The sequence below is a fragment of the Bradyrhizobium sp. YCK136 genome (assembly GCF_044570075.1).
In the GTDB taxonomy this organism is placed as follows: Bacteria; Pseudomonadota; Alphaproteobacteria; order Rhizobiales; family Xanthobacteraceae; genus Bradyrhizobium; species Bradyrhizobium diazoefficiens.
Window position 1 is genome coordinate 438,734 of sequence record NZ_CP172424.1, and the last position, 19,928, is coordinate 458,661.

The 19,928-nt window shown below is 62.0% G+C and carries 17 protein-coding genes and 1 tRNA gene; 13 read left to right on the forward strand and 5 right to left on the reverse strand.

Annotated elements, in window-relative coordinates:
* Nucleotides 1-122 precede the first annotated feature (122 nt).
* Together ACFLEY_RS02130 and ACFLEY_RS02135 are read right to left on the reverse strand one after the other, a co-directional pair.
* Nucleotides 123-1,472 (reverse strand): hybrid sensor histidine kinase/response regulator, encoded by a 1,350-nt coding sequence (locus ACFLEY_RS02130; RefSeq protein WP_060912829.1) that lies wholly within the window; start codon nucleotides 1,470-1,472, stop codon nucleotides 123-125.
* Nucleotides 1,473-1,477: 5 nt separating this feature from the next.
* Nucleotides 1,478-2,644: an FIST N-terminal domain-containing protein gene (locus ACFLEY_RS02135; RefSeq protein WP_060909799.1), complete on the reverse strand. Its 1,167-nt coding sequence runs from the start codon at nucleotides 2,642-2,644 to the stop codon at nucleotides 1,478-1,480.
* A gap of 283 nt (nucleotides 2,645-2,927) precedes the next feature.
* On the opposite strand from ACFLEY_RS02135, the gene ACFLEY_RS02140 reads away from it, so the two are divergent.
* Together ACFLEY_RS02140 and ACFLEY_RS02145 are read left to right on the forward strand one after the other, a co-directional pair.
* Nucleotides 2,928-4,967 carry a methyl-accepting chemotaxis protein gene (locus ACFLEY_RS02140; protein ID WP_060909800.1) on the forward strand — a complete coding sequence of 680 codons (2,040 nt, stop codon included), beginning with the start codon at nucleotides 2,928-2,930 and terminating at the stop codon, nucleotides 4,965-4,967.
* A 536-nt stretch (nucleotides 4,968-5,503) separates the two neighbouring features.
* The gene (locus tag ACFLEY_RS02145) at nucleotides 5,504-7,537 is read left to right on the forward strand and encodes a methyl-accepting chemotaxis protein (RefSeq protein ID WP_396604487.1); all 2,034 of its coding nucleotides are present in this window, start codon (nucleotides 5,504-5,506) and stop codon (nucleotides 7,535-7,537) included.
* A gap of 196 nt (nucleotides 7,538-7,733) precedes the next feature.
* Here ACFLEY_RS02145 and ACFLEY_RS02150 read toward each other — a convergent pair whose 3' ends face one another.
* Complete coding sequence (locus ACFLEY_RS02150; protein ID WP_074076407.1) at nucleotides 7,734-8,093, reverse strand: DUF3175 domain-containing protein; 360 nt, start codon at nucleotides 8,091-8,093, stop codon at nucleotides 7,734-7,736.
* Nucleotides 8,094-8,275: 182 nt separating this feature from the next.
* On the opposite strand from ACFLEY_RS02150, the gene ACFLEY_RS02155 reads away from it, so the two are divergent.
* The 3 genes from ACFLEY_RS02155 to ACFLEY_RS02165 all read left to right on the forward strand — a co-directional run bounded on the left by ACFLEY_RS02155 (nucleotide 8,276) and on the right by ACFLEY_RS02165 (nucleotide 12,281).
* Complete coding sequence (locus tag ACFLEY_RS02155; RefSeq protein WP_211434357.1) at nucleotides 8,276-9,760, forward strand: MFS transporter; 1,485 nt, start codon at nucleotides 8,276-8,278, stop codon at nucleotides 9,758-9,760.
* A 3-nt stretch (nucleotides 9,761-9,763) separates the two neighbouring features.
* Complete coding sequence (otsB, locus tag ACFLEY_RS02160; protein WP_060909802.1) at nucleotides 9,764-10,585, forward strand: trehalose-phosphatase; 822 nt, start codon at nucleotides 9,764-9,766, stop codon at nucleotides 10,583-10,585.
* Between the two features lie 232 nt (nucleotides 10,586-10,817).
* Nucleotides 10,818-12,281 carry a trehalose-6-phosphate synthase gene (locus tag ACFLEY_RS02165; RefSeq protein WP_060909803.1) on the forward strand — a complete coding sequence of 488 codons (1,464 nt, stop codon included), beginning with the start codon at nucleotides 10,818-10,820 and terminating at the stop codon, nucleotides 12,279-12,281.
* A gap of 58 nt (nucleotides 12,282-12,339) precedes the next feature.
* Here ACFLEY_RS02165 and ACFLEY_RS02170 read toward each other — a convergent pair whose 3' ends face one another.
* Entirely contained in the window at nucleotides 12,340-12,681 is a 342-nt protein-coding gene (locus ACFLEY_RS02170; protein ID WP_038966690.1) for a hypothetical protein, read from the reverse strand.
* 195 nt (nucleotides 12,682-12,876) lie between these two features.
* Here ACFLEY_RS02170 and ACFLEY_RS02175 point away from each other — a divergent pair.
* From ACFLEY_RS02175 to ACFLEY_RS02210, 8 genes are all read left to right on the forward strand, one after another.
* Nucleotides 12,877-12,966: transfer RNA gene (locus ACFLEY_RS02175), tRNA-Ser, on the forward strand.
* Nucleotides 12,967-13,104: 138 nt separating this feature from the next.
* Nucleotides 13,105-14,370, forward strand: coding sequence for a tyrosine-type recombinase/integrase (locus tag ACFLEY_RS02180; RefSeq protein ID WP_396604488.1), 1,266 nt, complete (start codon nucleotides 13,105-13,107; stop codon nucleotides 14,368-14,370).
* Between the two features lie 17 nt (nucleotides 14,371-14,387).
* On the forward strand, nucleotides 14,388-15,137 hold the full coding sequence (locus ACFLEY_RS02185) for a hypothetical protein (RefSeq protein ID WP_396604489.1): 750 nt from the start codon (nucleotides 14,388-14,390) through the stop codon (nucleotides 15,135-15,137).
* A 361-nt stretch (nucleotides 15,138-15,498) separates the two neighbouring features.
* Nucleotides 15,499-15,807: a hypothetical protein gene (locus ACFLEY_RS02190; RefSeq protein ID WP_396604490.1), complete on the forward strand. Its 309-nt coding sequence runs from the start codon at nucleotides 15,499-15,501 to the stop codon at nucleotides 15,805-15,807.
* Nucleotides 15,808-16,547: 740 nt separating this feature from the next.
* Nucleotides 16,548-17,993 carry a YfjI family protein gene (locus tag ACFLEY_RS02195; RefSeq protein ID WP_396605004.1) on the forward strand — a complete coding sequence of 482 codons (1,446 nt, stop codon included), beginning with the start codon at nucleotides 16,548-16,550 and terminating at the stop codon, nucleotides 17,991-17,993.
* Nucleotides 17,994-17,997: 4 nt separating this feature from the next.
* On the forward strand, nucleotides 17,998-18,357 hold the full coding sequence (locus ACFLEY_RS02200) for a hypothetical protein (RefSeq protein ID WP_396604491.1): 360 nt from the start codon (nucleotides 17,998-18,000) through the stop codon (nucleotides 18,355-18,357).
* 97 nt (nucleotides 18,358-18,454) lie between these two features.
* The gene (locus ACFLEY_RS02205; RefSeq protein WP_396605005.1) at nucleotides 18,455-18,703 is read left to right on the forward strand and encodes an HGGxSTG domain-containing protein; all 249 of its coding nucleotides are present in this window, start codon (nucleotides 18,455-18,457) and stop codon (nucleotides 18,701-18,703) included.
* On the forward strand, nucleotides 18,700-19,272 hold the full coding sequence (locus ACFLEY_RS02210) for a hypothetical protein (RefSeq protein WP_396604492.1): 573 nt from the start codon (nucleotides 18,700-18,702) through the stop codon (nucleotides 19,270-19,272). The genes ACFLEY_RS02205 and ACFLEY_RS02210 overlap by 4 nt, the downstream gene beginning before the upstream one ends.
* Nucleotides 19,273-19,486: 214 nt before the next feature.
* On the opposite strand, the gene ACFLEY_RS02215 is transcribed toward ACFLEY_RS02210, so the two are convergent.
* Nucleotides 19,487-19,927: a hypothetical protein gene (locus tag ACFLEY_RS02215; RefSeq protein WP_396604493.1), complete on the reverse strand. Its 441-nt coding sequence runs from the start codon at nucleotides 19,925-19,927 to the stop codon at nucleotides 19,487-19,489.
* Nucleotide 19,928 lies beyond the last annotated feature (1 nt).

The window sequence follows — 19,928 nt, forward strand, 5'->3', positions numbered from 1 at the left end:
AAATCATTGCCTTGAAGAAACGTAATATATTACCGCTACTGTGCATGGGGTTGTTTTCGCCATTTTTGTTGGGAGCCATGCGCGCTTGCCCCGCAGGCGGGGGCGAAGGCCATCCGCGCGGGCTAGCTCAGCAGGAACGACAGCAGCGCCCGCATCTCGGCGGGCTTGATCGGCTTCTTCAGCACTTCGAGGCCGTGGCGGCTCGCGTCCTTCGCGGCCTTTTCGGAGTAATCGGCCGTGATGATCATGGCCGGCGTGTCGAGCTTCAGATGCTGGCGGACGTCGGCGATGGCCGACAAGCCGCTCTCGCCGTGATCGAGATGGAGGTCGGCGATCACGGCATCGGGTGCGCCGCCGAGCTCGCTGAGGCGCAGCAGCGCATCCGCGGCCGAGCGCGTGGTCGCGACGTCGCAGCCCCATCCTTCCAGCAGCGCGGCCATCGCCTCCGAGCCGTTCGGGTCGTTCTCGATCAGCAGGATCTTGGCGCCTTCGAGCCCGCTATAGCGCCGCTCGGCGAGCTTGACCTCGTGCACCTCGTCGCTGACCTCGGCGAGGTCGGCGGGCTCCAGCTCCAGGGTGAAGGTCGATCCCCGGCCGACCTGCGACGACAGCCGCACCTCGTGCCCGAGCACGGTTGCGAAACGGCGGACGATGGAGAGGCCGAGCCCGAAGCCGGCCTGGTCGGTCGCGGTCGCCTCGCCGCGCTGGAATTCGCGGAAGATTGCCTGCTGCTGCGCCTGTGCAATTCCAGGCCCGGTGTCGGAGACCTGGATGCAGATGTGGTCGCCCCTCAGCCAGCATCCCATGACGACGCCGCCGTTGCGGGTATAGCGGATGGCATTGGCAAGCAGGTTCTGCAGGATCCGCCGCAGCATCATCGCATCCGACCTCACGGCGCGCGGCGAGGCGCGGATGCGCAGGGAAAGACCCTGCCGCGCCGCGACCGGCTCGAATTCGTTGCGGAGCTGTTCGAACAGGGGCGCCAGCGCAATCGCGCGCACGTCGGGCTTGAGCGCGCCGGCGTCGAGCTTTGCGATCTCCAGCAGCGACCGCAGCAAATCCTCCAGCATCAGCAGCGAGCGGTCGGCCTGGTCGATGAGCAGGCCCGCCTCCTGCGATTCCATCATCTCGGTCAGCGCCGACAGCGTCAGGCGCGCCGCGTTCAGCGGCTGCAACAGGTCGTGGGTGACCGAGATCAGCACCGATGATTTCAGCGAGCTTGCGGCTTCGGCCTGCTGCTTGGCGCGGTAGAGCCCTTCATTGGCGCGCTCGACCGAATGCAGCGCCTCGCGCAGCTGGTGAGTCCGGTCGCGAACCTTGTGGTCGAGCGCAATGGCGGTTTCGAACAATGAAAAGGCGTTGAGCTGCTGGTCCATCGAGCGTTCGACGCGCGACATCAGCGCGGCATTGATCTTCTTCAGCTTCGCCGCCTCGCGCCGCAGCTGGTCGACCGCATCAGGGCCCTGCAACATGTCCGTCACGACGGGCGCCTTCCGATCGCAACGCCGGTGAAGGTCTGGTTCACATGCATGGAGCCGAACTGCTCGCCATAGGTATGAAAGCCGACGACCCGGTTCTGCCGGTACAGGTCGGACATGTCGCGGGCGAGCTGATGCTGCTCTGCGTCGAGCCGGCGAAGCAGGCACTCGAAGCCGATATAGAGCGAGACGTCTCCGATCTGGTCCCGGATCTCGGCGAAGGTGTCGCGGGTCGAGCCGACCAGGCTGCGCGACGTCGCCGCCGTCAGCACCATGCCCTCGTCGATGGCGCAGAAGAAATGTAAGGAGCCGTCCGGCTCGACGCGCTGGATCGACCGCGCGTAATAGGCGCCGCCGACGCGCACCAGCACGGGGTGGGACGCGAAGGAAAATGGATCGAGCTTGGCGTCCAGGATCCCGACCATACGCGAATATTCCTCGGCCGCGGGCTCCGCGTTCAGCTCCCTGACCGTTCGATTTTCGATGTCGGCTTCGGTGACCACCATCTTCTGCGGGCTCGGCTCGAAATTGTCGCACTTGAAAGCCCGGAACGGCAGCGAGGTGTTCAACAGGATCAGGAGGGCGGCGTTGGTGTGTGCCTTGCCATCGCAGAACACCCAGGTCTTCTCGAAGCGCATCCCGTCGCCTGCGGACCCGCCGACGACCGGGATGTCGTCGAGCGAGGCATAGATCGCGGACATCACCGCCTCCTCGCGGCGGCACAGGCCGTCGATCAACACCAGGCCGAAGGGATTGCCGCGATCGACTTGCGGGGTGATCCGCAACAGCTCTTGCCGGAGCTCGCCGCCGATCCTGCGGCCGTCCTCGACGCGGAAGCTGTCGAGGTTGAGAATGGGCCGCACCGCGGCCGAGAAGTCGGCGCGGCTGAACGCCAGCGCCACGACGCTGTTCTCGTCCCAGCCGTCAGGGGCGAGCTCGCCCGCGGTCGTGCAACCGCAGACCTGAGTCTCGTCGAATTGCCGGGTGATCTCGGCGATGAAGTGATGAGGGTCGTAGCTGGGCGAGAGGAAGACCAGGATCAGCGCCAGCTCGTCGGATGGGAGCTGGGCGGCGAGCTCGGCCACGGCTTCATCGACGCTCGCAGCCTTCGATTTGGCAACGGCAACGCCAGACGCACCGCCAAACCGAAAATCGGTTTGCCCCACTCCGTTTCTCCCCTCGAGGACCAGCCTGGTCTGACGCCAAGTGCCTGATAAGTGCCCGACAAGTCTTCAAAGAATAAGGCGTTTTCCGGTTAGCCGCAACACGGCGCCGCTCGGCCCGGCAAGGCTGGACGCGCGCGAGGGGCCGGAAACTCTCTCCACCCGGGGTGCAGGCCGGACGGATTTACCACCCCTTGACGTTTCTGCCTTAATTTTCCGCACGCGTTCGGAAAGGGCTGCTTCCGGGCCGCGTGATTGTTGCAAGAACATAAGGTTGGGGGTGGGAATGTCCGGGCGTATCGCGTCGCCGTCCAAGCGCACCATATTTCCGACCCTCAGGTTCCGCGCCAAAATCATCCTGGGCTTTGCCGCAGTGCTGGTGATCTCCGCCGGCAGCATGGCTTTCGCCTATTTCGGCTTTGAGCGGGTCTCCTCCGGGGTCGGGTCCTACCGCACCAGCGTTTCGGAGGCCGACCTCGCCCGCAACATCGACCGCGAGCTGCTCGCCTATCGTTCGTCCGCCCGCTACTTCGTCGTCACCGGCAAGGAAGATGACGCCAAGGCGGCGCTGGAAGCCGAGGCCAGCCTGAAGAACGCCATCGACCAGGCGATCAAGGGCGCCAAGCGGCCGGCGCGGCAGGAAAGTCTCAACAGGCTCGCCAAGGAGTTCTCCAACTTCTCCGCGACGTTCGCAAAGATCCTGCAGGCCAAGCGCGACAGCGCCCTGCTGGTCCAGAACCAGCTCCAGCGCAATGCCAACCTCCTGAAGTACAAGCTCGACGACATCGGCAACAACGCCTCCGACGCAGAGGCGCAGGCGATCGAGTTCGGCACCAAGCAGGTCAATGCCCAGTTCCAGACTGCGAGTTCGGCAGCGAGCAATTTCATCCTCAACTCCGACCAGGCGGTGACGACAAGCGCGCTGGCGCGACTGAAGTTCGTCGAGAACTCGCTGGGCGCGGTCTATTCCATGGACGACAAGATCGTCGCCGGCTTGAAGGATGCGAAGGTGCTGCTCGCGGCCTATCGCGACGCGCTGGAGAAGCTGATCGCCAACGCCAAGATGGTCGATGAGCTCGTGACCGAGATGAGCGGCTCGGCTGGTGCGATCCTGCAAGGAGCGACCGCCATGAAGGCGGACCTCGTCGCCGAGCAGCAGCGGCTGGATACGGAATCGGAAGCGACCATCGGGCAGACCGAGCAGCTGGTGCTGATGCTGGCCGTCGGCGGCACGCTGTTAGGTGCGATCCTCGCCTTCCTGCTCGGCACCGGCATCTCGCGTCCGATGATCGCGATGTGCAAGGCGATGCGCGAACTCGCCTCGGGCAATTTCGACGTCGTGCTGCCGGGCCTCGGTCGCAAGGACGAGATCGGCGAGATGGCCGGCGCGGTCGAGGAGTTCAAGGTTCAGGCCGTCGCCAAGGCCGAGCGCGATGCCGCCGCCAGCGAAGCCCAGAACAAGGAACTGGCCACCGCCCGCCGCTCCGAATTGATACGCTTTGCCGACGATTTCGAGAACGCCGTCGGCGCCATCGTCTCCAACGTCTCGGCCTCGGCCGTGCAGCTCGAATCGGCGGCGTCCACACTGACCCGTACCGCCGAGACCACGCAGAGCCTGTCGAGCCAGGTCGCCGGCGTCTCGGAGCAGGCCTCCAGCAACATGCAGTCGGTCGCCACCGCGACGGAAGAGCTCTCGGCCTCGGTCGAGGAAATCGGTCGCCAGGTGCGCGATTCCAGCCGCATTGCCGAGGCCGCCGTGGTGCAGGCCAAGGAGACCGACGGCCGCATCGGCAAGCTCTCGCACGCCGCCCAGCAGATCGGCGAGGTCGTCAAGCTCATCACGGCGATCGCCGAGCAGACCAACCTGCTGGCGCTCAATGCGACCATCGAGGCGGCGCGCGCCGGTGAAGCCGGCCGCGGCTTTGCGGTGGTTGCCAGCGAAGTGAAGTCACTGGCCAGCCAGACGGCGAAGGCCACCGACGAGATTTCCTCCCACATCACGGGCATGCAGGGCGCCACCGCCGAGTCGGTTGCCGCGATCAAGGAGATCGGCGCCACCATCGGCCAGATCTCGTCGATCTCGACGTCGATCGCGAGCGCGGTCGAGCAGCAGGGCGCCGCGACGCAGGAGATCGCGCGCAGCGTCCAGACGGTCGCCCAGGGCACCCACGCTGCAGCCACCGACATCGGCGAGGTCAATCGCGGCGCCGCCGAAACCGGCTCGGCTTCGGAGGAGGTGTTGAATTCGGCCAAGACGCTGTCATCCGAAAGCACGCGTCTTCGCGCCGAGCTCGACCGCTTCATGGCAAATATCCGGGCGGCATAGCGCTCTCTCCGCTGTCGTCCTGGCGAAAGCCAGGACCCATTATCCCGGGATCCAGTTGGGCGAAGACCGGCAACCACAAGTCTTCGCCAAACCACGTCCTGTGGTAATGGGTCCTGGATCAGCGCTCGCTCCGCTCGCTTGTCCAGGACGACGACTGAGGTTTTCGCTGCCGCCTCCCTCTCCGCTGTCGTCCCGGACCAGCGCGCTCCAAGCGCGCGCCGAGCCGGGACCCATACTCCCAGGGAGAAGTTGCGGCGCGAGCTGGTAACTCCGAGTCTTCGCCAAACCACTCCCTGTGGCTGGGTCCCGGATCTTCGCTGCGCTCGTCCGGGACGACAGCGGAGATTGGCGCCGGCCTTCAATTTGTAGCGGCGCGAGAAAGCGCGCCTTAACATTTGCCCGCGTCACCGAACCGCAAGTTGCGACGCCGCAAATTTACCGCCGCTTATCCTTTGCCAATTACCGTGCACACGAGTCGGGAAGCGGGCTGCTTCCGGGCTGCGCCTGGTTTTCCGCGAATGGAATGGGGTGGGGGAATGTCCGTCAAATCCACGCCGAACACATCGAAACTTCCAACCTTGCGTTTTCGCGCAAAAATCATCCTCGGCTTCGTGGCGGTGCTGGCCATCCTCGCGGTCAGCATGGCTTTCGCCTATTTCGGCTTCGAGCGGATCCAGGCCGCCGTGGCCTCCTACCGGACCAGCGTGGCGGAAGCGGATCTCGCGCGAACCGTCGACCGCGAGCTGATCGCCTACCAGGGGCTGGCGCGGGCCTATACGCTGACCGGCGCGACAGACGACGAGACCGCGGCCAAGGCGGCCGAAGAGAATCTGAAGGCGGCGATCGCCAAATCGACGTCCGCCACGACCGGCGCCGCGCGCCGCGAGCAGGTCGGCAAGCTCGAGGCGGAGTTCCAGCGCTTTACGAAGGTATTCGGTGAGATCATCACCCTGACGCGCGAGAACAACAAGATCGCGGCCGATGAGCTCAACAGCGTCGGCAACAAGATTCGCTTCAAGTTCGACGACCTTGCCGATACCGCGGCGCTCGCCGGGCTCGCCTCGGTCCAGACCACGGCCAAGGACGTCACCTCGCAATATCTTGCGGTCTCCACCTCTGTCGGCGCCTTCGTCGCCAAGCCCGAACCGAAGACCGCCGACGGCGTGATCGCCCGCATCAAGTTCCTGGAGACCCTGCTGGTCTCGATCTATGCCAACGACCAGAAGATCACCGACCGCGTCACCGAGATCAGCAACCTGCTGAAGCAGTACCGCACCTCCTTTGCCAAGCTGACCGAGAACGTGAAGGTCATCGTCAAGTCGAACGGCGAGATGACCAAGACGGCCGCGTCCATCCTCAAGCTTTCGAGTGAGCTGCGATCGGACCTGACCGCCGATCAGCAGCAAATCGAGGCCAGCGCCAATGCAACGATCGGAGAGACCGAACGGCTGATGCTGATGCTGGCGCTGGGCGGCCTGGCCATCGGCGCCGTGCTCGCCCTGATGCTCGGCAACGGCATCTCGCGTCCGATGATCGCGATGTGCAAGGCGATGCGCGAACTCGCCTCGGGCAATTTCGACGTCGTGCTGCCGGGCCTCGGTCGCAAGGACGAGATCGGCGAGATGGCCGGCGCGGTCGAGGAGTTCAAGGTTCAGGCCGTCGCCAAGGCCGAGCGCGATGCCGCCGCCAGCGAAGCCCAGAGCCGAGAGCAGGCCGCAAGCCGCCGCTCCGAACTGATCCGCTTTGCCGACGATTTCGAGAACGCCGTCGGCGCCATCGTCTCCAACGTCTCGGCCTCGGCCGTGCAGCTCGAATCGGCCGCGTCCACGCTGACCCGTACCGCCGAGACCACGCAGAGCCTGTCGAGCCAGGTCGCCGGCGTCTCGGAGCAGGCCTCCAGCAACATGCAGTCGGTCGCCACCGCGACGGAAGAGCTCTCGGCCTCGGTCGAGGAGATCGGCCGCCAGGTGCGCGATTCCAGCCGCATTGCGGAAGCTGCGGTGGTGCAGGCCAAGGAGACCGACGGCCGCATCGGCAAGCTCTCGCATGCCGCCCAGCAGATCGGCGAGGTCGTCAAGCTCATCACCGCGATCGCCGAGCAGACCAACCTGCTGGCGCTCAATGCGACCATCGAGGCGGCGCGCGCCGGTGAAGCCGGCCGCGGCTTTGCGGTGGTTGCCAGCGAAGTGAAGTCGCTGGCCAGCCAGACGGCGAAAGCAACCGACGAGATTTCCTCCCACATCACGGGCATGCAGGGCGCCACCGCCGAGTCGGTCGCCGCGATCAAGGAGATCGGGGCCACCATCGGCCAGATCTCGTCGATCTCGACGTCGATCGCGAGCGCGGTGGAGCAGCAGGGCGCCGCGACGCAGGAGATCGCGCGCAGCGTCCAGACGGTCGCCCAGGGCACCCAGACCGCAGCCACCGACATCGGCGAGGTCAACCGCGGCGCCGCCGAAACCGGCTCGGCCTCGGAGGAGGTGTTGAATTCGGCCAAGACCCTCTCCAGCGAAAGCACCCGCCTCCGCGCCGAGCTCGACCGGTTCATGGGGAATATCCGGGCGGCGTAAGGCTCGGACTTCTCCACTCTCTCCGCTGTCGTCCTGGCGAAAGCCAGGACCCATTATCCCAGGGAGCAGTCGTTGCGCGAGCAGCCAGCCGCAAGTCTTCGCCAAACCACGTCCTGTGATAATGGGTCCTGGATCAGCGCTCGCTCCGCTCGCTTGTCCAGGACGACGGCTGATTTTTCGCTGTGCCGTCTAAGCCTCACGCCCTTCCAAACGCCCGCTTCAATTCCACCTTCGCCTGCTCCAGCCGCGCCCGCTGTGTTTTCGGCAGCGTCTTGCCGGCACGGTTGATATAGAACGTCAGCATCGACAGCGCCGAACGATAGGCGCCGGTCTTGCGGCGCGAACTGTGCTCGGCCGAGCGCTTCAGCGAGGCTGCGATCTTCTTCGGACTCGTGAGCGTGAATACGCCGCGCTTGAGATCGAGCGCGTCGCTCTCCTTGGTCACACGTTGCGACCAGCGCTTCGGCGTCGCGCGTTTCGCGCTCTTGCGCACGCTGGTCTTCCTGCTGCGCGCAGCTGTTTTGCGAGAATGTGTCGTCTTTCTGACGTGAGCCATGCGTCAACTCCCTGCGGCTCCTTCGGAAACGGACGGCGTCGGAGGCCGTTCCTGTGGGAACCGGCGCTTGCCGCAGACGTTGTCGCAGGTGGCAGGCGGAATGCCGCACCCCGATGATCGGTTCGCCCCTGGCCACATCATGTGAACCGGGGTCGCTTCCATTGGTCAGACCCAGCAACGCGATGGAATTGCAGCAAAGCCAAGCGCTGAATTATGGACCTGGTGTCTCGGCGGTCGCGACCGATCGCATCATCGAGACCAGTATTCCCTCACGTCTCGACGCGCTGCCGTGGAGCGGCTTTCACACCCGGGTCGTGCTGGCGCTCGGCATCACCTGGATCCTCGACGGGCTCGAGGTGACACTCGCCGGTGCGCTTTCCGGCGCGCTGAAGCAAAGTCCCTCGTTGCAATTCTCCAATCTCGATCTCGGCATTGCCAATTCAGCCTATCTCGCCGGCGCGGTGCTCGGCGCGCTCGGTTTCGGTTGGCTGACCGACCGCATCGGCCGCAAGAAACTGTTCTTCATCACGCTCGCGCTTTATCTCTCCGCCACCGCTGCGACCGCACTGTCGTGGGATATCGCGAGCTACGCGCTGTTTCGTTTTCTCACCGGCGCCGGCATCGGCGGCGAATATACCGCGATCAATTCGACCATCCAGGAGCTGGTGCCGGCGCGCTATCGCGGCTGGACCGATCTCGTCATCAACGGCAGCTTCTGGATCGGCGCGGCCATGGGCGCGGTGGCGGCCATCGTTCTGCTGGATCCCGCCTTGATCGGCCCCGATCTCGGCTGGCGCCTCGCTTATCTCATCGGCGCGAGCATCGGCCTCGTCGTGCTGTTGATGCGGATGTGGATCCCGGAAAGTCCGCGCTGGCTGATGATCCACGGGCGGCCCGATCAGGCCCACGCCATCGTCGACGAGATCGAGCGTTCGGTGATCGGACACGACCAGGATGCGAGCGACCGACGCTTCACCAGGATCCGGCTGAAGATGCGCGATCACACGCCGATTCGCGAGGTCATGCACACGCTGTTCACGGTCTATCGCCAGCGTGCGCTGGTCGGCCTCGTCCTGATGGGCGCGCAGGCTTTCTTCTACAACGCCATCTTCTTCACCTTCGCGCTGGTGCTGACCGATTTCTACGGCATCAGCGCCGATCATGTCGGATGGTATCTGCTTCCCTTCGCCGCCGGCAATTTCCTCGGCCCTCTGCTGCTCGGCCGCCTGTTCGACACGCTCGGACGGCGCGCGATGATCATGTTCACCTATGGCGCGTCAGGCCTGCTGCTGGCGCTGTCGGGCTATCTGTTCTCGATCGGGGCGCTCAGTGCGCAAGGACAGACCATCGCCTGGATGGTGATCTTCTTCTTTGCCTCGCCCGCCGCGAGCGCGGCCTATCTCACGGTCAGCGAGACGTTTCCTTTGGAAGTCCGCGCGCTGGCGATCGCGGTGTTTTACGCGGTCGGCACCGGTATTGGCGGCGTCATCGGCCCGGCGCTGTTCGGCGCGCTGATCGACACGGGATCACGTACAAGCGTGTTCGCCGGCTATTTGCTGGGGGCATTCCTCATGATCGCGGCCGCGATCGTGGCGTGGCGCTACGCCGTCTCCGCGGAACGCAAATCGCTCGAACAAATAGCGCGGCCGCTGGCCTTTATGGAGTAGACTATGAAATCGGAACTTGCGGAAATGGCAGTGGACGAGAAGCGCACCATGCCCGTTGACGACGATGTGCCGGAAACGGTGCCGGTGCCGCATGCGCTCGTGCCACATCTCGACGAGACCGCGATCCTGCTCGACATCGACGGCACGCTGCTCGACCTGATGCCGACGCCGCGCGAAGTGTGGGTGCCGCCGGGCCTGTCGGAGACGCTCAAGCGGCTGGTGGAACGCACCTCCGGGGCGTTGGCGCTGGTCAGCGGCCGCTCGCTCAACGACATCGACTTGATCTTCGCGCCCGACGTCTATCGCGCCGTCGCCGGCCACGGTGCGGAGATGCGGCTGTCGGTGGACAATGAAGCGGATGATGTGCACGCGCCGCCGCTGGACAAGGAGTTGAAGCGGCGGCTCGCTGCGATCGCAAAGCTCAGTCCGGGCATTCTGCTCGAGGACAAGGGCTATTCGCTCGCGCTGCACTATCGCCTCGCACCGCATGCGGAGAAGGCGATCTTCGAGGCTGTCTCGCTGATCCGCGCCGATCTGCCCAATGCGCCGATCGAGGTGCTGCCCGGAAAGTTCGTCTGCGAGATCAAGCATTCCGGCTTCACCAAGGCGACCGGCGTGCACGAGTTGATGAAGCACGAACCGTTCAGGGGACGGCGTCCACTGTTCATCGGCGACGACGTCACCGACGAGACCGTGTTCGCGATCATGCCTGACATGAACGGGCTCGCTTTTTCGGTGGGCCGCCGTGCCATGGGTGTGAATGGTCACTTCGATGCGCCGAGCGATGTGCGCGCGTTCCTCGCGCGCCTGCTCGATCCGAGGTGAAACAAAGGCAGCGCCACGCTGCAGACATAAAGGCCGTCGGCGCAGCGCCCTAGCGTGCAGCGATGCATGCCGTGCAATAGTACCAAAATGACTGTCTTTGCAGTAGGTTCCGCAAGCGAAACCAGTTCCAACGTGCGCGCCTGACTTTGGTTTCATTTCGTGGAAATGATGACAGGAACCATATTGATGAACGCCAGTTAAACGGGGTGGAATGAACAGGAGGGGACGACCTGTGAACTTAGTCGTCGTTTCGAATCGTGTTGCGCGCGGCAAACCCAACGAGCCCATGACGGGCGGCTTGGCTGCGGCATTGCTTCCCGTTGTGGAACATTCGGGTGCCATCTGGGTGGGGTCTTCCGGCCGCGTGCGTGACGGCCATCAGAAGGAACCGTTTGCCGAGATCGAGGCGCTGGGTTCGGGCGCGATTGCGACGCTGGATCTGCCGGCGGCGCATTACGGCGGCTACTACGAAGGTTTTGCCAATTCGGCGTTGTGGCCGGCGCTGCATTCGCGCAGCGATTTGATCCGCGTTTCGCGCGAAGACTATGTCAGCTATCGCGAGGTCAACGCCTTCATGGCGCGCGCCTTGATGCGCTTCCGCAAGCCCCGGACCGCATTCTGGGTGCAGGACTATCATTTCCTCGCACTCGGTGCGGAGCTGCGCGATCTCGGCGTCGGCGATCCGATCGGCTTCTTCCTGCACACGCCGTGGCCGGTGGCCGCGGTGACGCAGGGCGTACCCAATCATCGCGAACTGATCACGGCGATGCTCGCCTACGATCTCATTGGCTTCCAGACCGAGGAGGATCGCCAGAATTTCCTTGGTTATGTCGCCGGCGAGCTCGGTCTCGTCATCGATGATGGTGTTGTGCTGTCGCAGCACGGCCGCACCCGCTGTGAAGTCTTCCCCATCGGCATCGATGCGGAGAAATTCGCGCAGTATGCCGCCAAGTCCGCCTCGCATCCGGATGTGTCGCGGCTGCGCCGCAGCCTCAACGGCGAGCGTCTGGCGATCGGTGTCGACCGGCTCGACTATTCCAAGGGCCTCGTCAACCGCATCAGCGCGTTCGACCGGCTCTGGACCGAGCAGCCGCAATTCTTGCGCAGCATCTCGCTGCTCCAGATCGCCAACCCTTCGCGCGGTGCCATCGAGGCCTATGGCAATCTTCAGAACGAGGTCGCGCGTCTCGTCACCGACGTCAACGGCCGCCACGGCGAGGTGGACTGGACGCCGATCCGCTATCTCAACAAGGGCTTCAGCCAGGCCGTGCTCGCGGGCCTCTATCGCACCGCGCAGATCGGTGTGGTGACGCCGCTGCATGACGGCATGAACCTCGTCGCAAAGGAGTATGTCGCCGCGCAGAACCCGGCCGACCCCGGCGTGCTGGTGCTGTCGAAATTCGCCGGCGCGGCGAATGAGCTCGACACGGCGCTGCTGGTCAATCCGCACGACATCGACGCCATGGCGCGCGCGATCGCGATCGCCGCCGCGATGCCGCTCACCGAGCGCAAGATGCGCTGGGACGCGATGATGAAGAAGCTGCGCGGCCACACCATCCAGCAATGGTCCGCCGATTTCGTCGCCGAGCTCGAAAAATGCCGGATCGAGAAGGCCGCCGTCGCCCCGCTCGCAGCCCAGCCCCCGCAAGCGCTGCGCTGGTTGAAGTCGGCGATCTCGGGCGTGCGGTTGATTTAGCTTCCGTGAAGCTCGCTCTGATCTTCTCCCCTCCCACGAGGGGGGAAGGAAGAGATCGTCAATAGCAATACGACACGCCATCCAGAATCGCGCACTGCCGCTTGTTCGGCGCGTTGGGATCGTCCAGCGGCACCATGCCCTTGCCCTGGCCGACGAACACGCCGGGCCCGACATGCACCGAGCTCTTGTTGCCGATGATCACGCTCGGATGCGGCGACGAACTCGAGCGCGTCCCGTCCGGCCAGATGATGGCATCGCCCGAAAGCACCCCGCGCCGCCCGTCGTCGCAGCTGACGTCAACCCCTTGGCGGGTGCAGACCTGAGCCAGGGCCGGCCCGGCAAAGGCGGAGCCAAGGGCCGAAATCAGGCCCAGTGCGGCGATGGTCTTGCGGATGGTCATGCGCCCCCGGTCGTGTTTGGCATTCTCAAATGAATCGTCGCGCCAAACCCGTCCTGGGTTCAGCCAGCAGGCGGTTCCAAAACAGCCGCCGACGCCAGATATTGTCGTTTAAATACAACATCTTACGGAAAATTCACCCGATTTTCTCGCGGTCTCTTGCAAAATCGCCGGCGCCCCTTCAAGAGAGGGCGCTCCGGAGAGATGGCCGAGTGGCTTAAGGCGCACGCTTGGAAAGCGTGTGTGCGGGAAACCGTACCGTGGGTTCGAATCCCACTCTCTCCGCCACCGACCATTTCGCCATCGTTCACCGACGTTCAAATTGTCCAATAAATATAGGCACTACCTCCACCATCCCTATCTGTACACGTTCGCCGACCTTCGCTACAATTCGGGGGTAGAACGAGGGTAGAAGCGGAGGTAGGCGTGGCGCGCACGATCAACCGTCTGTCACACCGAAAGGTCGAAACCATTAGGGTGTCGGGCATGTATGGCGATGGTGGCGGCCTCTATTTGCAGGTCACTAACGCCTCCGACGGCACCCCACGAAAGTCATGGCTTTTTAGGTATGCAGTGTCGGGCCGTGAGCGGCAGATGGGTCTTGGCCCACTGGCTGACGTCCCGTTGGCGGAAGCTCGTGATCTCGCCTCGATTGCGCGTGAAATGCGCAGGGCCGGTAAAGATCCCATCGTAGAACGGGAGGCGGCCCGGGCCGAAGCCAGCCTGGTAGCAGCCAAGTCGATGTCATTCGACCAATGTGCCACAGCCTACATTGCGGCTCATCGAGCCGGTTGGCGCAACGTCAAGCATGCCAACCAGTGGGCGACCACGGTCGCCACCTACTGCTCACCTATTTTTGGCAAGCTTCCAGTTCAACGGGTCGACGTTGGACTGGTGATGAAAGCGATCGAACCGATCTGGTCCTCGAAACCCGAAACAGCAGTGAGGTTGAGGGGGCGCATAGAACGGATTTTGGATTGGGCAAGAGTACGCGGTTATCGAGATGGCGAAAACCCAGCCCGGTGGCGCGGTCATCTTGACCACCTGCTTCCTGCTCGCGGTAAAGTCAGGCGTGTGAAACATCATGCGGCACTTCCTTACGTCGAGATTCCCGCTTTCGTCGCTGCCGTAAAAGCGCGGGATGCTGTCGCCGCACGCGCGCTAGAGTTCGCGGTTCTGACGGCAGCGCGGACCGGCGAAGTGTTGGGCGCCACATGGTCGGAGATTGATCTAGGTGGCCGTCTATGGACGGTTCCTGCGGAGCGAATGAAAGCAGGGCGAGAACATCGCATTCCACTCGGAGATCGAGCCATCGAAATCCTTAGGAGTATGATAGTCACAAAACCAAACGTAAACGATCACATTTTCACTGGAGACCGTAGAGCAAACCTATCCAACATGTCGCTACTGATGCTGCTTAGGCGCATGGGCCACAACGACATTACTACCCACGGCTTCCGCTCGACTTTCCGTACTTGGGCAGCCGAATGCACTAACTTCCCGCGTGAGGTTGTCGAGGCCGCCCTGGCCCACGTCGCTGGCAACAAAGTTGAAGCAGCCTATCAGCGCGGGGACATTTTAGAAAAGCGACAGTCCCTGATGGCCCAGTGGGAAAGTTATTGTTCCAAGCCCGTCGTCCATAGATCCGTGACGCCGATCAGTGCTGGAAGAGCCCATAGCGCGTCTGCCTAGCCGGCGGAATGATCCGAATGGTTGATGAAAAAGTAGTGATCGCCCCTGCGGGGCTGAATAGAGTTTTGAAGGCAGTTGGCAAAGAACATTTCCCCAAAAACTTAGATCGTGAGGCTTTGGCACAAGGCATAGATGAGTGCATCGAACTCTATTGTGCGGCCTTACAATATCACAATGATAAATACGAGATGTCGCAACGGCGGCGTTTAAAGTTGGTCCTCAATCGCGCGAAGCGGCTGGGCCAAATGATGAAAGACGACAGTCTTTGGCACGACAATCTATGGGGACATCTTTCTAAGCCTGCCCAAACGCCACGAGCGGTAATCCAAACATTGCAGGACTTGATCACTCGGGAACTCGCTGAACGGCAATACGATAAAGACGATGTGGAAACGTCTTGGCGACACAGTTTCCAGGCTCGTAGCCCGTTTGAAGCGCTGTTCGGTGATTGGTTGCCAATCGTATACACTGAACTGGGCTTCTCAGGCGCGAAATCCCCGAGCGAACTTGCGTCGAAGAACGGACCCTTCATTCGTTTTTCGCGCGCGATCGCGGGTGAAATGAAACTCAAGAAGGCCGGGCGGCCATATGCCGCAAATTCATTTATCAAGGCCGTTAAAGACGTAGCAGCTGGGAAGGTCCGCCGAGCGCTTCCGCGCGAACGAAGCGAAGTTGAATACTATGCTGACTTCCATCGGGACAGGCTGAAAAAATCGCTTGATCCCGTCAAATCAATTCAGTCTGGGCAAACTAAGATCCAAAAATAGCACTTTGCCCATTTTCGTTGGTGTACGCCTTCGTCCACGTTCGCATCGTGGGGACGAAGATGGCGCAAATATCCAAACCGACCGAAATTGAACCATTGGTGGTATCCCCGAGGGATGCCCGCAAAGCTATTGGATGCGGCAACACGCGGTTTTACGAGTTGCTAAACTTGGGCGAAATCCAGAGCTATACGGACGGGCGGTCTCGTAAGGTCATCGTTGCTTCGCTTCGCGATTACGTCACGCGACAGCTTGAAGCTGAGTCTTGCAAGACGCGTAAGGGCTGGACCGACCGCGCTACGGAGGTCCGCGTCGCGAAGAAGCAACTCACTTCTTCGCCTACGAAAATGCGTAGTGGTCGGCGATGATGAAACGCATCGACTTCGGTGCCGTGAACGCAGTAGCCCTTCCGGCGCTGCTATTGATACTTCAACGATGGCTTCCCGACGGAAAACGTCAGGGATGTGAGTTCGTAGCGAAGAACCCGACACGTGCCGACCGTAATCTAGGCTCGTTCAGCATCAACCTGGTGAACGGAAAATGGGCTGATTTTGCAACCGGCGACCGCGGCGTCGGCGTGGTCAGTTTGGCCGCATACCTTTTTCACCTGACCCCACCTGAGGCCGCTCGCTTGGTTGCTGCTATGCTTGGTATTTCGGAGGGACAGAAGTGATCCGCCTCGAAAATCCCTTTTCCCCCCTATCGATTGAGCACCCCACGCCGCCACCGATATCGGACGCCTGGAAGCCGATCTTGCCAGTACCTGCCTCCGCTCCGGGCCTTCCCATGAATCTTGTTAAGCGATTTACACCAAGCGGTTTTGAATTTTCCCGCAGTTGGCGCTATGTCGACCCCGACGGCCTATTGCTGGGCTACATGGTTCGGTTCGATCTCGCCGCGAATGGCGTGCTCGCAGCCAAGCAGTTTAAGCCTTTCATGTTTTGCTCCGGACCCAATGGCCATAGCGAATGGCGTTGCCAAGGCTTCCCGGACCCTCGCCCCCTATATGGTCTCGGCCGGCTTGCCGCTAATCCGTTCTTGCCGGTATTGGTCGTGGAAGGTGAGAAGGCCGCTGACGCTGCCAGTAAACGATTTGCAAACTATGTGGTCGTCACATCGTCGGGCGGGTCCCAGGCTGCAAAGAAAACCGATTGGACACCCCTGGCAGGCTGCCGCGTCGTTATTTGGCAGGACGCCGACGATCGCGGCGCGGCCTACGGGCAAGACGTCGCCGATATCTTGCTTGGCGTAGGTGCCGCCTCAGTTCATAGTGTAGTCATTCCGGAGACTTTTCCCTCAAAATGGGATCTCGCCGACCCACTCCCGGCGGGCATGTCAGACAGCGATCTCTCCCAGCTGTTGGTGGAAGCCAAGCCGATCCTTGCCGCCGTGGGACCGCGCTGGCCTGCCGTGATGTCGATCATCTCGACGCTGCCGCCGGTCGAGCCGTTCATCCCTGAATTGTTGCCGGATGCAATCCGCGACTACGTTCTGGATGTCGCCGATCGGCAGCAAGCGCCCCCCGATTTCGCCGCGGTCACAGCCGTTTGTGGTCTTGCCGCAGTAATTGGCAACCGTGTGCGCATTTGTCCGAAGCAGAACGATGATTGGGAGGTTGTACCGAACCTTTGGGGCGCGATCATCGGCCGGCCCAGCGCGATGAAGTCACCGGCTATGCAGTCAGCGCTCGGTCCAATTTATACCATTCAGGACGAGCTCCGCGAAGAATGGGAAGAGAAAATTAGGACGGCTGAGATTGACGACGCGCTAGCCAGCCTCGACGCCAAGGATGCAAAGAAGAAAGCGGAAAAGGCGCTGACGAGCGGGGACCGTGAAGGCGCACGGGGCATTCTCGCCAACCTGGTCGAGGACGACGAAGAGCCACCTTGTCCGAGAATCGTTGTGAACGACACGACCGTCGAGAAGCTCGGCGAGCTCTTGAATGAAAACCCGCGTGGGCTACTGCTGATCCGGGATGAGTTGCCGGGATTTCTAACGCGCCTCGAAAGCGAAGAGCATCAAAGCGAGCGGGCCTTTTACCTAGAAGCCTACAACGGCGATGGTCGCTTTACCTACGACCGCATCGGGCGGGGTACCGTTCATATCGAAAACTGTACCGTTAGCATCATCGGCGGAGTCCAGCCTTCGCGCATTGCACCAATTGTGCGCGGCGCCATGTCCGGCACCGGAAACGACGGTCTGATCCAACGCTTTCAAATGACAGTGTGGCCGGATGACCGGGCATCATGGCGGTGGGTCGATCGGAAGCCGGACATGAAAGCGCGCTTGGCCTACGAGAAGGTGTTCCGCGACTTATTCGACCTTTCAATGGGCGACACCGACAAGCCAGCGATCCTACGCTTTTCGCCACAGAGCCAGGCGCTGTTTGAGCAATGGATGACAGAGATTCAGGCAGAGGCGCGCTCGGGCTCTCTCCCGTCGACGCTGGAAAGTCACGTTCTCAAAATGCCGAAGACGGTAGCGGCGTTGGCGTTGTTGTTTGAGTTGGCCGATGGCGGGCGCTTCGAGGTGAATGAGGTGGCGATGCGCCGCGCCCTCGGTTGGGCGGATTATCTGCGCAGCCACGCCAACCGGCTATATTCGGCGGGCGAGACCATGGCAGAAAACGGCGCACGGCTGATCGTCGAACGCCGCCACCAGCTGCCCGAGCCGTTCACCCCGCGCGATGTCCAGCGCAAGGGCTGGGCTTCTTTGAACGATCGGGACGCAGTGGCGTCGGCCATCGACATGCTCATCGGCACCCATCACTGCCGCGAGATTCCATCGACGGGTCATCCAGCCGGTGGCCGCCCTTCCGTCGCATATAGTTGGAACCCAAGCCTGAAGGTGGAGGGCTGATCATATGGGAAAATGGCTGGACCAGTTGCGAGAAAGCGCAAAAACTCTCGGAGAGCCTACCGACAAAACTGACAAAACCGCTCCAGGAAGGATTTTCTCAGTTTTGTCAAACGGGTCTGATGGCGTTTTAAAGATCACTCCCGATGGCGCGGTAGCTTCTGTCAGTTTTGTCGGTAGACCGTCTGACCCATTCCACAATTTCCCTGCTTTCAACAATCGGTACGCCTGGGACGACGACGACTGGCAAGCCGCGTTCGACGAGCGCGCCGCCATCCTGGAGTTTGACCAAGGTATGCCTCGCGAGGAAGCCGAGCCGTTGGCGTGGCGCCAAATCGAAGCCGAACGGAAAAGATCGATTCAATGATTACCATCGCTTTAGGGGATCTGAGGAGCGGGCTTGTCCGGGATAAGGGGGAGGGGCGGTAAAAATGACGAACAACCCCATGGACCAGGACCGTGTCATGACTCAGCTAGCGAACATCAGGGCCGCCCCCCGCTGTGGTGCAAAGACGCGTGCAGGCACCCCCTGCCAGTCTCCGGCTATCCGCGGCCGTGCGAGGTGTCGCATTCATGGTGGGTTGAGCCCTGGCGCGCCGCGCGTCGAGAGAAATGGCAACTTCAAAAGCGGCTATTGGACCGCCGAATCGATGGAGGAACGTCGATGGATAAAGGAAATCCTTCGGCTTTACGCGAAGGCGACCGACAAATGACCAGAACCGAGGCAGTTCCGAGCACGTCTGTCGCAAAGGCGCCCGCCCGCCGCACTCGCGTCAAGCTCCGGCGCATCAGCAGCGACTACTCGAAACCCTATCCGCCGGACGGCGACAAAAAGTTCTGGTGGAACCGACTGAAGGCTGCCTTGGGCACGACCTCCAGCGACTTCGTGAACGCGACGCTTGTGCAGATACAGAATGCCTCGCGCATGCCCTCGGGAGGCATCTCGGAGACAAGCGTCAACGCCGTGCTGGCCTTTATCGAGGCGGCCGAGCCGAAGAACGAGATGGAGGCCGCACTGGCGATCCAGATGGCCTGCACGCATGCAGTCGCCATGGCAGTCTTGAGCAGGGCCGGCGGCGCCTACGGCGGCGACCGACACGTGGCCATAATGGCGTCGGCCGGAGCTCGGCTATTGAATGCTTTTACCGGCCAGATTGAGACAATGCGCCGCCTTCGCAACGGCGGTACCCAGATTATTCGTATCGAAAGGATCGAGGTAAGTAACGGCGGTCAGGCGGTGATTGGGAATGTCAAGGCTGCGAGCCCAACACGCGACGGATAAGGGACAAGCGTTGCGCGCCTATTCCGAGGAAGCTATGCCAAGAATCAGTTGCTGGTCGAATGCGGTGGCGAACCGGTTTCCCACAAGTACCGAACCGCGTCCTCAGCCGGGCGCTAAGTGATCAGGATCACTACCTGGACGGATCTAATCCAAAAACGTCCCGTCCTTCTCGTCTGGTTCAAGTTCGATGCCACATACTTCGCTGATCGTGAAACTAACGACGCGGCGTCTGACTAGGTGGTTGGTCGACAATTTCGATCTTGATCCCTTTTGTGCGCCGGTCATTTTTTCTCATACCCTCGCAATGTCGGACCATCTCGTAGGCCATGCTGCGCATGCTTTCCTCGCTGGGCTTGATTACCCACACAATCTTGACCGTCCGCCTGTCGGATTTTTCCATGACAAGCTGATCGAGCACGGTGATCAGGTGCAGCAAGGATCTGAATGCCGGAGAGCCGATATGATCGAGCTCAAAAATGATGGTCCAATTGAAAGCGCCTTCCTGCCTTGCCCGGTCTCGCAAATAGAGAGATGCTTTTTCGAAACTCGCGCCGCGCAGATCGTCGACTCCAGATATGCCCCAAATCCAGCCGGTCTTTCCGTCGGGAAATGTCAGATCAATACCAGGTACTTGCGCTTTTGATTCCTGCTTCATG